The organism is Methylotenera sp. (genome assembly GCF_013141425.1).
GTDB lineage: Bacteria > Pseudomonadota > Gammaproteobacteria > Burkholderiales > Methylophilaceae > Methylotenera.
This window is the reverse complement of record NZ_JABFRA010000113.1, coordinates 1-13391: the sequence shown is the minus strand read 5'-3', so window position 1 is coordinate 13391 and position 13391 is coordinate 1. Positions and strand designations below refer to the sequence as shown.

Sequence of the window (13391 nt, the reverse complement as noted above, 5' to 3'; positions counted from 1 at the left end):
CAATGATAGTATGCTTTTTGCATGCGAAAGTAGGTCACTGCCAAGCTATTTATTTAGACCACAACTACTGTGGTCAGACAAAAGCCCTCGTTTGAGGGCTTTTTGCTTTGTGACCGATAGATTATTGATATACAAATTTCAAATGTTGAAATTGCTGACTACCGATGTTCTTAAGAAGATTTCAATTGTATTACGAGGCAGATATCAACATTTGGAAGGGCACTATGTTTAATGCCTCTACGCTTGCTTTCAAATTCTAATGTTTGCGTTTAAATGGCAGAATATATTTCATATTTTGCAAATTTAATAAGATTGAAATAACTATTAGTTACTAAAATAGATAAGCACAAAATACAAACGTCCGATGAAATCTATCAGGCGTTTTAAATTATCAAGAACAAGAGTGTATTTGCTAATTAATTTATGGCAGCGTCAATACAATATTATTTTTTTACAATTTTTTGATCGTCTAAAAATACTCGAACATTTTTTGGGTAAACAAATACATGTTGACCTTGGGCAATGCTTAATTCACGAAAGCGTTCTTGTGTTAGCTCCGCTTCGATTATTTCAGTTTGATCATTACGCTGAAGCTCCAGTCTTACCAATGGGCCAATGGCATGGACATAGCTAACAACTGCTTCAAATGCAGGGGCAACACCGTTGCGAACTTTGTGAATTTCAATGTCGTGTGGCCGAACGTAGGCTACTGCAGGGCTATTTTGAGTTGATTGGTGGGCATCAATTTTTAAACCAATATTCCCAATTTTCGCTTCACCCTCATGAACATGACTATTAAATTCATTTACGTTACCTAGGAATTGATATACAAATGGCGAAACAGGGTGGTCGTAAACGTCTTGTGGCGTGCCAATTTGCTCGATCTTGCCTTTGTTAATCACTACAACGCGGTCAGCTACTTCTAGTGCTTCTTCTTGATCGTGCGTGACGAAAATACTGGTGATATGCAGCTCATCGTGTAAGCGGCGCAACCAGCGGCGAAGTTCTTTACGTACTTTTGCATCTAGCGCACCAAACGGTTCATCTAGCAATAGCACTTTTGGTTCAACAGCCAGTGCACGTGCTAGAGCAATGCGTTGACGCTGACCACCAGACAATTGTGGTGGATAGCGGTCTGCCAGCCAGTCGAGTTGAACGAGTTCTAGTAATTCATGCACACGTCGTTTGATTTCAGCATCAGAGGGGCGAGTGCTATTAGGACGAACGCGTAAACCAAAAGCTACATTTTCAAAAACTGTCATGTGCCGAAATAATGCGTAATGTTGAAATACAAAACCAACTTGGCGTTCACGTACTTGCTGGGCTGTAGCATCAGTGCCGTGAAAGAGAATATTGCCAGAATCTGGAGTTTCCAAGCCAGCAATAATTCTAAGCAGTGTAGTTTTGCCGCAACCAGATGGTCCAAGCAGAGCCACCAATTCACCGGTAGGTACATCTAGGCTGACATCGTTTAGCGCACTAAAGCTACCAAAGTTTTTTCTAATATTACGTATTTCGATACTCATGGTTATGTTCCAATTAAGTCATTATTCGTTAGATATTTTGCAATTAATTTAGCTATTAGCATTTTCATTACTCAGCGCATTCTCTGCTACACGCCATTCAACAAAAGTCTTAAGTGCCAATGTAACCAATGCCAGCAAGGCAAGTAGTGAGGCAACTGCAAATGCCGCAGCATAGTTGTACTCGTTGTATAAAATTTCTACATGCAAAGGCATGGTATTTGTCATGCCACGAATATGCCCAGATACCACTGACACAGCACCAAATTCACCCATTGCACGAGCATTCGTTAAAATTACACCGTATAGTAACCCCCACTTAATATTGGGCAATGTAATACGCCAGAGTATTTGCCAACCAGAGGCACCTAATACCAAACCGGCTTCTTCTTCATCTTTACCTTGTGCCTGCATTAACGGAATTAACTCACGTGCAACAAATGGGAAGGTTACAAATATGGTTGCTAAAACAATGCCTGGAACTGCAAAAATAACTTTAAGGTCATTGTCGACCAGCGTTGAGCCTACCCAACCTTGTAAGCCGAAAATCAATACATAGATTAGACCTGCAATTACTGGAGAAACTGCAAATGGTAAGTCGATTAAAGTAATCAGTATGCTTTTGCCTTTGAATTCAAATTTAGCAATAGCCCATGCCGCGGCAACGCCAAATACTAAGTTTAGCGGTACTGCAATTGCAGCAGCAATTAATGTTAGCTTAATGGAGGAAAGCGCATCTGGATCTGCTAATGCCGTTATATAAGTATCAAAACCTTTACGTAAAGCCTCTGTGAAAACAGCTACTAGGGGTACGAATAAAAACAAGCTTAAGAACAACAAGGTAATAACAACTAGAGACCAGCGAATCCAAGCGGGTTCTGAGGTGGCACGACTTCTCGCAACCTTGTTATGGTAATGGCTGTACTGAGATGTTGCTATATTGTCTGCGGTGACGGAGGTAGACATGAATATTCTCTAATAATATTTTAAGTAGAATTAATTGAAGCAGCTAATTTAATGCCCAGCCGTGCCACGGCGGCTAAACCACCATTGCAAACCGTTAATGGAAAATAACAAGAGGAAAGATATTATCAGCATCACCACAGCAACAGCCGTGGCTTCTGCATATTCATACTGCTCGAGTTTAGTGATAATAATCAACGGTGTAATTTCCGAAACAAAGGGCACATTCCCTGCAATAAAAATCACAGAACCATATTCCCCAATGGCTCGCGCAAAAGCCAATGCAAACCCAGTCAGCAAGGCGGGCCATAAAGTTGGCATAATAACTTTAGAAAAGGTCTGCCAGCGATTTGCACCTAAGCTGGCCGCGGCTTCTTCAGTTTCCGCTTCTAAATCTTGCAAAACGGGTTGTATGGTACGAACAACAAACGGTAATCCAATAAAGGTTAACGCAATAATCACGCCTAGTGGAGTAAAGGCAACTTTAATACCAAATTGTTCTAGCCAGTGGCCAATCCAGCCATTGGTAGAGTAAACAGCGGTGAGTGCGATACCCGCAACAGCGGTTGGAAGCGCGAAAGGCAAATCGACTAAGGCATCAATAATTTTTTTACCAGGAAAAGTGTAGCGTACCAGGACCCAGGCGGTAAGTAAGCCAAATATTCCGTTAATAATCGCGCCAAATAGTGAAGCGCCAAAAGTGAGCTTATAAGAAGCAACTACTCTAGGTGCGGTAACTACTGCCCAAAATTCGTTTAAGCTTAGTTCGGTGGTTTTGATAAATGCTGCAGATAGAGGAATAAGGACTATCAAACTCAGATAAAGTAAGGTATACCCTAGTGATAGATTAAACCCCGGAAGTACATTTTTTTGTTTAGCCATGTTATTCGATTCTTCATTTATGCGGATGCAAATTTAACAGAGTCTTATATTTTTTATAAATACTATTTGCCTATAATCTTATAATGAAAAATTATGGTCAAATGCAGTGTTAAAGTTAAGCTGCAGCGCGAATAGTGGGTTTCGTGCCGGTGCGTTTAAACAACGCGGACGGTTGCAATTCTTTTGCGGTGACAGGTTTCGCCAAAAAGTAACCTTGAAATAGAGTGCTACCCGTCTCCATGGCAATGTCGAGTTGTACTTGCGTTTCAATGCCCGTAATGATGGGCTTAGCTCCAATGTCTTTAATCATTTGAATTAGACCAGGCAAAATCTTGCGCACGCGCTCATTGCGCTCTGCTTTTTGGATTAAATTTAAATCTAATTTAACAAAGTCAGGTGCAAATTTCCATAAGCGACCAATGTGTGATTGCTCGCTTCCAAACCGATCAATCGCAATTTGATAACCACGCTCGCGATAGTTATCAATAGCTTCTGCGAGTTGTTTGTCCTGTTCAACCAAGCCCTCTTGAATTTCAATCACAACTCGGCTGGTTGGTACTGAGTTAGCGTGTAAGATGCGCTCAAAGACTTTGCCATGTGCATTGACAGAGATTAATAATTTAGGATGCACGTTTAAAAACAACAAGCCATTCTCGGCATATATTTGCCTAAAATTCAGCACATGCAAGGTTCTGCTTACGCGGTCAAATTCAACTAATTTACTTGCTTGTTCAGCATAGGTGAATGCAAACTCAGGTGTACTGGCCAACTCGTCACCTAATGAAGGCCTGAGTAGCGCTTCGTGGCCAGCTAAATCGCCTGCTTCACTATCGTAAATGGGCTGAAATGCCGTGTTCAATCTGACGCCAATAAAGGTGCTGTTAAATTCACCTGTGAATTGCTCGGCTAGGCCATAATCATCAAAATCGAGAAGCAGCGATTCTTTTAACTGAAGTCGCAATTGTTCCACATGCGCAGAAATAGGTTGTTGAGCCATGTTAATCCTGTATTTCTATTTGTCTTAATTAACTATTTGCTGTAAATTTGATCAAAATTACCGCCATCAGCAAAATGTGTTTTTTGAGCTTTATCCCAGCCTCCAAAAACTTCGTCGACACTAAATAACTCAAGTGGCTTAAATTTAGATTTGTACTTGTTTGCAACTGATTCTAAGCGCGGACGGATGTCGTGTTGAGCGGCAATTTCCTGACCAGCTTCAGAAAAGTGAAATTCAGCATAGGCCTGAGCAAGCGCACGGCTCTTATGTTTATCGACATACTTGTCTACAACGGCAATCGGGTTTTCAGCCAAAATGCTGATGGAGGGATACACAACGTCGTAATCATCACCCAATTCCTTTTTGATTAAATTCACTTCATTTTCAAATGTAAGCAATACATCTCCAATGCCGCGTTGCGCAAACGTTGTGGTTGCACCGCGGCCGCCAGTATCTAAAACAGGTACATTTTTAAAGAGTTTGCCAACAAATTCTTTTGCTTTGGCTTCGTCGCCACCTTTTTTAATCACATAACCCCAAGCGGCCAAGTAGCTGTATTTACCATTACCTGAAGTTTTAGGATTGGGGATTACTACAGCGATGCCAGGCTTAACCAAATCATCCCAGTCTTTAATTTGCTTCGGATTGCCTTTACGCACTAAAAACACTGTAGTTGAGCTGGTTGGTGAGCTCTCGTACGGCAAGCGTTTTTGCCAATCTTTTGGAATCAATTTGCCACGCGTATAGAGAATATCAATGTCTGGAGATTGATTCATTGAAATAATGTCCGCTTCAAGACCATCTGAAACCGATCTTGCTTGCTTGCTCGAGCCACCATGCGATTGATTGATGGTAACGGTAGCACCTGTTTTTTCTTTCCAATGTTTAATAAACGCTGTATTGAAGTCTTTATAGAATTCACGTGTCACATCGTATGAAACATTGAGTAAGCTGTTATCAGCCGCCAAGCTTAAAGAAGAAATGGTCGTTGATGTAACTAACAAGCTGGTAATAAGTAATTTTTTAAACATTTAAATAAGCCTTGAAAATAATTTTGCAACGCACACTATAAAGCGGCATTTTAATAATGTAAAAGAATATTAAGTAATATGTTTATTCAAATTATGTCTATAAGTACGGGTAGATAAATATTTAAATCAACGCTTCTTTTAGTTGTAAGAGTGGTGTATATTTGGCTATGTTTGAATACCTAAAAATATAGTTAGGTCATAAGATTCAATTCTTTTAAGTTAGCTTGTGCTGACCGGACAACCGGAAGCCAGTGTGTCGAATAGACCACTGGCTTTTTGCATTTTTGATTTAGCTAACTTGATAAAACGACACTCAAAGTTAGAAATTTAAGTTAAAGCTGATGAAACACAATCAAAATTCAGAGCATGCAAGCGATTTAGGCGTCAGTGAAGTTGTCTCGCAATTGCGAAATTTACGGTTAAATTCTCTCAAGACTAGAAATAGGCGCAATCGCCCGCCAAAGCTGCCTTCGCGTAAGGCCTTGCAGGGCGTGGTAGACGGTTTGGCTGCAGCGTTATTTCCGAACAGATTAGGCTTGCCGGATATAAAAGAAGAAGGCATTGACTATTTTGTCGGCCATACGCTCGATGTGGCTTTGCGTGAATTATTAGCGCAAGTTAAGTTGGAACTGTATTTTGCTGCCGATACACTCAATCAGCAATCTAGTGATAATTCGGCAGAAAGCACAACGATTGATCCAGTGTCGCTGGTTCGGGCATTTGCTAAGCAGCTGCCAACCATACGCTTACTGTTAGATACTGATATTAAAGCAGCTTTTGATGGTGACCCCGCTGCGAGAAGTGTAGATGAAGTGTTGGTATGCTATCCAGGCATTTTGGCCATCATTCATTACCGATTAGCACACGCTTTGCATGGATTAGGTTTGCCACTGATTGCGCGTATGGTAACGGAAATTGCCCACTCAGTTACTGGAATTGATATTCATCCTGGAGCCGCTATCGACGACAGCTTTTTTATTGATCATGGCACAGGTGTGGTTATTGGTGAAACCGCCATTATTGGTAAACATGTGCGTATTTATCAAGCGGTAACACTAGGTGCAAAAAGATTCCCAACCGATGAGGAGGGGCACTTAATAAAAGGAAATGCCCGTCATCCTATAGTAGAAGATGACGTGGTGATTTACGCGGGAGCAACAGTGTTAGGACGTATAACGATTGGCCGCGGCTCTTCGATTGGCGGAAATGTATGGTTAACACGCAGCGTACCCGCAGGAAGCAATATTACACAGGCACAAACATTGGCGGCACCACTCGATACAAATTTGCCACTTAAGAATACCGCAGATACTTGCAAGCAAGCAACGGAAATTCAGCAACATCATTAGTAACAAGGCATTAATTTAATCAGCAAGATTCACTAACAATTTAAACAGATTTATTTACAGGAGAATTACATGACAGACACTAACCATCAAACCGCATTGGGCGACGTCGCCGCAAGGACTCTATCCAATGCCACCAAAACGGTACCAATGCTCAGCACGATTACACCGCGCTGGTTGGTACATTTACTACAATGGGTACCAGTTGAAGCTGGTATCTACCGTGTTAACAAAGCAAAAGACCCAAGTGCCATTGAAGTAGATTGTTCTGCAAAAGATGAACGTGAATTACCAGCCACATTTGTGGACTACGAAGAATGGGGCCGTGAATATGTGTTGAACGCTGTAAATACAGTGGTCGATGTTCATACACGTGTTTCTGACCTTTACAGCAGCCCTCATAACCAAATCAAAGAGCAATTGCGCCTATCAATTGAAACAGTAAAAGAACGTCAAGAAAGCGAATTGATTAATAATAAAGAATACGGCTTATTGAATAATATTGCCGCTTCACAAAAAGTGAAATCACGCACAGGTGCACCAACACCAGATGATTTAGATGAATTATTGACAAAGGTATGGAAAGAGCCAGCCTTCTTCTTGGCACATCCTCAAGCAATCGCAGCCTTTGGTCGTGAATGTACACGTCGTGGCGTTCCTCCTCCAACAGTGGCCCTATTTGGTTCACAGTTCATCACATGGCGCGGCGTGCCACTTATCCCTTGTGATAAATTAAGAGTAACAAAAGGTAAAACGAATATCTTATTGCTTCGTACAGGTGAAAGCCGTCAAGGTGTGGTTGGTTTGTATCAACCAAACTTGCCAGGCCAACAAAGCATGGGCTTATCTGTGCGCTTTATGGGCATCAACCACAAGGCAATCGCATCCTATTTAGTATCACTTTATTGCTCACTAGCAGTATTAACGGATGACGCAATTGCCGTGTTGGAGAATGTTGATGTAGGCAACTACTATGAGTACAAATAATACATTTTTGTCTGGTTTTGCCGATTTATCGTCATTTGAGCCAGAAGCAATTCTAGCTGCAATTCCGGGCGAGCATCCGCGCATGGCAACTGCACTCGCATTGGGTCGGCAAGCCAGTGTGTCTGGTCAGTTAGATATTGCAGAGTTGAGTCGCATAGCGAATGAGTTGTATGCAGAGGGCTTTCCAGCAGGATCACCACTGGGAAGGCAAACGGATTTTCCCTCTAATGCTTCTTTATCGCACATTGCCACTGATGCGGTATTGCCAGCTGCAAGCTCGCCTTTAAGCGCAAATCAATCAAGCCCCGTGGAAGCGCCTACGCCCTCGTTTTTTTCGGCCTTGCCGAGTGTAGGTTCTGCAAAGCCAGACTTTGCAGGTGTTGAAGCCTTTCAGTTACAACATGCACCAGGCTTTGCAAGCGCAATCCCATTTGCGGGCGATTTGGATTTAGGCCAGTTGCTCGGCGGTGTAGATGTGCCCTATCAATCGGAATTAAATCAATTGTTAGGCAGTGCATCCATTAGCTCAGTTGGTATTACCAGTGCAGGTTCTGGTAACCCTGCCAGCACTACAAGCGCTAGCCCGTATTATTTTTTGCAAGACTCACCCTTTAATCAAACTGCACCTCTACCTGCGGCAGCACATCCGCCGTTTGATGCAAATTTGGTACGCAAAGATTTTCCAATTTTGCGCGAATTGGTGAATGGTCGCCCGCTGATTTGGTTTGATAACGCCGCTACTACGCAAAAACCGCAAGCGGTAATTGATCGGATTGCTTACTTTTATCAGCATGAAAATTCAAACATTCACCGTGCCGCACATGAGCTAGCCGCACGCGCGACCGATGCCTATGAAGAAGCCCGTGAATCAGTGCGTCGCTTTATCAATGCACCGTCTGTGGATAACGTGATATTTGTGCGCGGTACGACCGAAGCGATTAACTTGGTTGCAAAAACTTGGGGTAAAAAGCATATTGGTGAAGGAGATGAGATTTTAATTTCTCACCTTGAGCATCATGCCAATATTGTGCCTTGGCAGCAGTTATGCCAAGAAACGGGCGCAAAACTCAAAGTAGCGCCAGTGGATGATAGCGGCCAAGTATTGTTGGCTGAGTATCAAAGGCTGCTTACTTCACGTGTGAAGTTGGTTTCATTTACACAAGTATCAAATGCACTAGGTACAGTGACACCCGCCGCGCAAATGATACAAATGGCACATGCTGCAGGTGCCAAAGTGTTGTTGGACGGTGCGCAATCCGTGTCGCACATGCGTACTGATGTGCAGGGCTTAGATGCTGACTTTTTTGTATTTTCTGGGCATAAAGTATTTGGTCCAACGGGTATTGGTGCGCTTTACGGCAAGCCTGAGTTGTTGGCAGACATGCCTGCATGGCAAGGCGGCGGCAATATGATTCAAGACGTCACTTTTGATAAAACCGTTTACCATGAGGCACCGTCTAAGTTTGAAGCTGGCACGGGCAACATTGCCGATGCTGTTGGTATGGGTGCCGCTTTAGAGTACGTAGAGCGCATTGGAATTGACAACATTGCACGCTATGAGCATGAGCTGTTGGAGTATGCAACGGCCGCAATGTGCAAAGTGCCAGGTTTATGTTTAGTAGGCACAGCGAAAGAAAAAGCCAGCGTATTATCCTTCACACTAAACGGCTATAAGAGTGAGGAAGTCGGCGCGGCGCTTAATCAAGAGGGTATTGCAGTTCGTTCTGGTCACCATTGTGCGCAGCCAATTCTGCGTCGCTTTGGTTTAGAAACAACGGTGAGACCTTCGCTCGCTTTTTATAACACACCTGCGGAAGTGGATGTAATGGTAAATGCTTTATTGCGTTTAACATCACATAAAGGACCTAATGGTATTTAATCTAGAGTAAAAAAATCCGGCGACCTGTTTAAAAGCAGGTGCCGGAATGAGGGGGGAGATAACGCCGCTTAGTTTTAAGTGTTAAGCGACCACCACTTTTCCTAAATTTACTTAAAACCTCTGTCAGTAATTCTCAATTCATGCCTGAACTTATACCTGTTCAAGCGCTTGCGCCAAATCCGCAATAAGATCATCTACATTTTCAATGCCTACCGATAGGCGCACCATGTCTTCACTTACGCCTGCTTTTTTAAGTTCTTGTGAATTCAATTGACGATGAGTGGTCGTAGCTGGATGGCAAGCCAGACTTTTAGCATCGCCAATATTCACCAAGCGCGTAAAGAGTTTAAGCGCGTCAATAAATCGTGTGCCGCCCTCTAGGCCATGCTCAACACCAAAAGTTAAAATGCCGGAGGCTTTTCCACTGAGATATTTATGTATCAAAGCATGCTCAGGGTGGTCAGCTAATCCTGCATATTTCACCCATTTCACTTTTTTATGGGTTGTTAAATATTGCGCCACGCGCAGGGCATTGTCACTGTGACGTTCGATGCGTAAGGCTAATGTTTCCAGCCCTTGTAGAATTAGAAAGGTATTAAATGGGCTTAGTGCCGCCCCAGTATTGCGTAACGGCACTACGCGAGCACGTGCAATATAGGCCGCAGGCCCGAGAGCTTCAACATAATTCACACCGTGGTAACTAGGGTCTGGAGTATTTAGCGTTGGAAAACGTTCTTTATGCTCGCCCCAAGGAAACTTGCCACTATCAATAATAATGCCACCAATGGAATTACCATGACCGCCGATATATTTGGTGAGCGAATGCACCACAATATCCGCTCCATGCTCAAACGGCCGATGCAGAATTGGCGTGGCAACAGTGTTGTCTACAATCACCGGCACACCGTGGCGATGGGCAATATCACTGATGGCTTCAATGTCGACAATATTGCCCAGCGGGTTGCCAATCGATTCGGTAAACACCAACTTGGTCTTGCTATCAATGAGTTTCTTGAGCGCAGCAGGGTCGCGATAATCAAAGAAGCGTACTTCGATACCTTGTTTGGGTAGCGTGTGGGCAAATAAGTTATAGGTGCCACCATATAAAGTAGAAATCGCAACGATATTATCGCCTGCTTCAGCAATGGTTTGAATCGCATAGGTAATTGCCGCCATGCCAGAGGCCACAGCCAGTGCGCCAATGCCGCCTTCAAGCTGCGCAAGCCGTTGCTCAAGCACAGCGGTAGTCGGGTTCATAATGCGCGTGTAGATATTGCCTTGTACTTTTAGGTCAAATAAATCGGCACCGTGCTGGGTGTTATCAAACGCATAAGACGTGGTTTGGTAAATGGGCACCGCTACGGCTTTGGTGGTCGGTTCTGGGCTGTAACCCGCGTGTATGGCCAACGTTTCTAGTTTCATATATCCTCTGAGGTGTTCAGTTGTTTATCGATGCTTAAATTGGCAATTTATTTATTCGGTTGCGGGGTAAATCTTAAGTAAGGCTTAATCGACCTAAATCCTTTTGGGAATTTACTTAATAACTCATCAGGGTCGGTGATGCTCGGCAGAATAACCACATCATCGCCATCTTTCCAATTCGCTGGTGTGGCAACGCTGTGATATTCCGTCAGTTGTAGCGAGTCAATCACGCGCAATATTTCGTGAAAATTACGGCCCGTGCTGGCAGGGTAAGTCAGTATCAGACGAATTTTTTTGCTCGGGTCAATCACATGCACAGAGCGCACAGTATTGGTGGTGCTGGCATTTGGGTGAATCAAGTCATACAGCACAGAAACTTTTCTATCGGCATCTTCCAAAATAGGAAAATTGACCACAGTCGATTGTGTCTCGTTGATGTCTTTAATCCAACCTAAATGAGAAGACACTGAATCAACAGAAAGCGCAATCACTTTAACATTACGTTTTTTAAATTCATCCGCCAATTTAGCAGTAACGCCAAGCTCGGTGGTGCAAACAGGCGTAAAGTCGGCGGGGTGAGAGAACAAAATCCCCCAGCTATTGCCCAGCCAGCTATGAAAGCCAATTACGCCGATGCTTGATTCTTGAATAAAGTCAGGCGCAGTATCGCCTAAACGCAGTGTTGCCATTTGCTTAATCCTAATTGCCTAAAAATTTGCCCAGATTGTTTCTGCCCAGAATGTATCAATGGGCCAATGAATGAAAATTAATGCAGTGTGTCAGTGGAATGAATGGAGGAGTTTTCACAATCACTCTCCAATGCAAAGTCAGCCCCAGCTTTTTGCAAGCGGTTATGTAATGCGGTGCCGCCGTTGGGCGTGTAAATCACTTTAATGCCACGTTTCATGGCGTTTTTCTTAATTTTGTGCGTAATAGAGTGGCTAATCCAATTGGTGATTAGCACAATGATTTTGGTGTCGTGTGGAATCACGCGACTGCTGTCGCCCGACTTGCGGCCAGTCCAATGGTTAATTTGGTCCACGCCGTGGTTGTTTAGCACTTGCTTGATGCCCTCAATTTGGTCACCACCTACAATTAAAACTGAACTCATGATAAGAGCCTCCGATTAAGAGCAGCGCCAGATTTTGTCTGGCGCTGCATCTGTTTTAACAACTAATTAATGAACTAAATTACTTTTGGTAAATTTGGTCAAAAGTACCACCGTCAGAGAAGTGATATTTTTGAGCTTTTTGCCAGCCGCCAAAATCTGCGTCAATGGTCACAAAGTTCACTTTTGGAAACTGTGCTTCATATTTTTTAGCAACAGAGGATAACGTTGGGCGATAGTAGTTTTTAGCCGCAATCTCTTGGCCTTCTTCTGTATATAAATACTCAAGGTAAGCTTTTGCTACCGCTTCATTGCCATGTTTTTTAGCAAATTTATCAACCACAGTCACAGGAGGCTCAGCCAAAATAGAAAGTGAAGGCACAATAATGTCAAACTTGCCTACGCCTAATTCTTTTTGAGCCAAGAATGCTTCGTTTTCCCAAGCCAGCAATACGTCACCAATGCCACGTTCTACGAATGTGGTAGTAGATCCACGCGCACCAGAATCCAGCACCGGTACGTTTTTGAACAGTTTGTTCACGAACTCTTTGGTTTTTGTTTCATCGCCACCATTTTTTTTCTGTGCAAACGCCCAAGCCGCTAAGTAGTTCCAACGTGCACCACCAGAAGTTTTTGGGTTTGGTGTAATTACACCTGTGCCAGGTTTTACTAAATCGTCCCAATCTTTGATGTTTTTTGGGTTGCCTTTACGCACCAAAAACACAATAGTTGAAGTGTAAGGTGAGCTATTGTGTGCTAAACGTTTTTGCCAATCTTTTGGAATCAATTTGGCTTTTTCTTCTAATTGGTCAACATCGTAAGCCAAGGCTAACGTTGCAACGTCCGCATCCAAGCCATCAATAATGGCACGTGCTTGTTTACCAGAGCCACCGTGTGATGTTTTGATTACTAAAGTATCGCCTGTTTTTGTTTTCCAATAAGCAGAGAATGCTTTGTTGAAATCTTGGTATAACTCACGTGTTGGGTCGTAAGACACGTTTAAAAAGTTAACGTCTTTTGCAATCGCTGCAATCGGCGCTGCAAAACCATACATTGCAGAAAGCAAGGCAATGGCTAAAAGTGATTTTTTCATGGGTAGTCCTTAAAGTTAAATAAAACTAAATTTTTTAATTGTGCTTAAACAATCACAGTGCATATTTATCCTCTTTTCAACACACATCCCAAATTTCAGGATGTGTGATTGTTAGGTTAAGAGAGATTGTTTAGAACGCTACTTGGAAGCGCGCTAACAA

General features: G+C 43.0%; 12 protein-coding genes. 3 read left to right on the top strand and 9 right to left on the bottom strand.

Annotated elements, in window-relative coordinates; all coding sequences use genetic code 11:
• Window positions 1-443: 443 nt before the first annotated feature.
• The 5 genes from HOO90_RS10210 to HOO90_RS10190 all read right to left on the bottom strand — a co-directional run bounded on the left by HOO90_RS10210 (window position 444) and on the right by HOO90_RS10190 (window position 5396).
• A complete protein-coding gene (locus HOO90_RS10210; RefSeq protein ID WP_292842681.1) occupies window positions 444-1526 on the bottom strand; it encodes a sulfate ABC transporter ATP-binding protein in 1083 nt (360 codons plus the stop codon).
• Between the two features lie 48 nt (window positions 1527-1574).
• Window positions 1575-2489 carry a sulfate ABC transporter permease subunit CysW gene (gene cysW / locus HOO90_RS10205; RefSeq protein WP_292842679.1) on the bottom strand — a complete coding sequence of 305 codons (915 nt, stop codon included), beginning with the start codon at window positions 2487-2489 and terminating at the stop codon, window positions 1575-1577.
• Between the two features lie 48 nt (window positions 2490-2537).
• Window positions 2538-3368, bottom strand: a complete 831-nt coding sequence (gene cysT, locus HOO90_RS10200; protein WP_292842678.1) for a sulfate ABC transporter permease subunit CysT — start codon at window positions 3366-3368, stop codon at window positions 2538-2540.
• 115 nt (window positions 3369-3483) lie between these two features.
• Entirely contained in the window at window positions 3484-4365 is an 882-nt protein-coding gene (locus HOO90_RS10195) for an EAL domain-containing protein (protein ID WP_292842677.1), read from the bottom strand.
• Between the two features lie 32 nt (window positions 4366-4397).
• Entirely contained in the window at window positions 4398-5396 is a 999-nt protein-coding gene (locus HOO90_RS10190) for a sulfate ABC transporter substrate-binding protein (protein WP_292842675.1), read from the bottom strand.
• Between the two features lie 341 nt (window positions 5397-5737).
• Between HOO90_RS10190 and epsC the strand changes: the two genes are divergently transcribed.
• The 3 genes from epsC to HOO90_RS10175 all read left to right on the top strand — a co-directional run bounded on the left by epsC (window position 5738) and on the right by HOO90_RS10175 (window position 9608).
• Window positions 5738-6745, top strand: a complete 1008-nt coding sequence (gene epsC / locus HOO90_RS10185) for a serine O-acetyltransferase EpsC (protein WP_292842673.1) — start codon at window positions 5738-5740, stop codon at window positions 6743-6745.
• A 69-nt stretch (window positions 6746-6814) separates the two neighbouring features.
• Complete coding sequence (locus HOO90_RS10180; protein WP_292842671.1) at window positions 6815-7729, top strand: family 2A encapsulin nanocompartment shell protein; 915 nt, start codon at window positions 6815-6817, stop codon at window positions 7727-7729.
• A complete protein-coding gene (locus tag HOO90_RS10175) occupies window positions 7716-9608 on the top strand; it encodes a family 2A encapsulin nanocompartment cargo protein cysteine desulfurase (protein ID WP_292842669.1) in 1893 nt (630 codons plus the stop codon). The genes HOO90_RS10180 and HOO90_RS10175 overlap by 14 nt, the downstream gene beginning before the upstream one ends.
• A gap of 150 nt (window positions 9609-9758) precedes the next feature.
• Here HOO90_RS10175 and HOO90_RS10170 read toward each other — a convergent pair whose 3' ends face one another.
• From HOO90_RS10170 to HOO90_RS10155, 4 genes are all read right to left on the bottom strand, one after another.
• Window positions 9759-11030 (bottom strand): bifunctional O-acetylhomoserine aminocarboxypropyltransferase/cysteine synthase, encoded by a 1272-nt coding sequence (locus tag HOO90_RS10170; protein WP_292842667.1) that lies wholly within the window; start codon window positions 11028-11030, stop codon window positions 9759-9761.
• A gap of 47 nt (window positions 11031-11077) precedes the next feature.
• Entirely contained in the window at window positions 11078-11719 is a 642-nt protein-coding gene (locus tag HOO90_RS10165; protein ID WP_292842665.1) for a peroxiredoxin, read from the bottom strand.
• Between the two features lie 77 nt (window positions 11720-11796).
• Window positions 11797-12141: a DUF2325 domain-containing protein gene (locus HOO90_RS10160; protein WP_292842663.1), complete on the bottom strand. Its 345-nt coding sequence runs from the start codon at window positions 12139-12141 to the stop codon at window positions 11797-11799.
• 79 nt (window positions 12142-12220) lie between these two features.
• Window positions 12221-13231, bottom strand: coding sequence for a sulfate ABC transporter substrate-binding protein (locus HOO90_RS10155; protein WP_292842661.1), 1011 nt, complete (start codon window positions 13229-13231; stop codon window positions 12221-12223).
• Window positions 13232-13391: the final 160 nt, after the last annotated feature.

Coding starts and splice junctions, on each gene's coding strand:
- epsC (WP_292842673.1), top strand. CDS start 5,738: ATGAAACACAATCAAAATTCAGAGCATGCAAGCGATTTAGGCGTCAGT.
- cysT (WP_292842678.1), bottom strand. CDS start 3,368: ATGGCTAAACAAAAAAATGTACTTCCGGGGTTTAATCTATCACTAGGG.
- cysW (WP_292842679.1), bottom strand. CDS start 2,489: ATGTCTACCTCCGTCACCGCAGACAATATAGCAACATCTCAGTACAGC.
- HOO90_RS10160 (WP_292842663.1), bottom strand. CDS start 12,141: ATGAGTTCAGTTTTAATTGTAGGTGGTGACCAAATTGAGGGCATCAAG.
- HOO90_RS10190 (WP_292842675.1), bottom strand. CDS start 5,396: ATGTTTAAAAAATTACTTATTACCAGCTTGTTAGTTACATCAACGACC.
- HOO90_RS10170 (WP_292842667.1), bottom strand. CDS start 11,030: ATGAAACTAGAAACGTTGGCCATACACGCGGGTTACAGCCCAGAACCG.
- HOO90_RS10155 (WP_292842661.1), bottom strand. CDS start 13,231: ATGAAAAAATCACTTTTAGCCATTGCCTTGCTTTCTGCAATGTATGGT.
- HOO90_RS10165 (WP_292842665.1), bottom strand. CDS start 11,719: ATGGCAACACTGCGTTTAGGCGATACTGCGCCTGACTTTATTCAAGAA.
- HOO90_RS10175 (WP_292842669.1), top strand. CDS start 7,716: ATGAGTACAAATAATACATTTTTGTCTGGTTTTGCCGATTTATCGTCA.
- HOO90_RS10210 (WP_292842681.1), bottom strand. CDS start 1,526: ATGAGTATCGAAATACGTAATATTAGAAAAAACTTTGGTAGCTTTAGT.
- HOO90_RS10180 (WP_292842671.1), top strand. CDS start 6,815: ATGACAGACACTAACCATCAAACCGCATTGGGCGACGTCGCCGCAAGG.
- HOO90_RS10195 (WP_292842677.1), bottom strand. CDS start 4,365: ATGGCTCAACAACCTATTTCTGCGCATGTGGAACAATTGCGACTTCAG.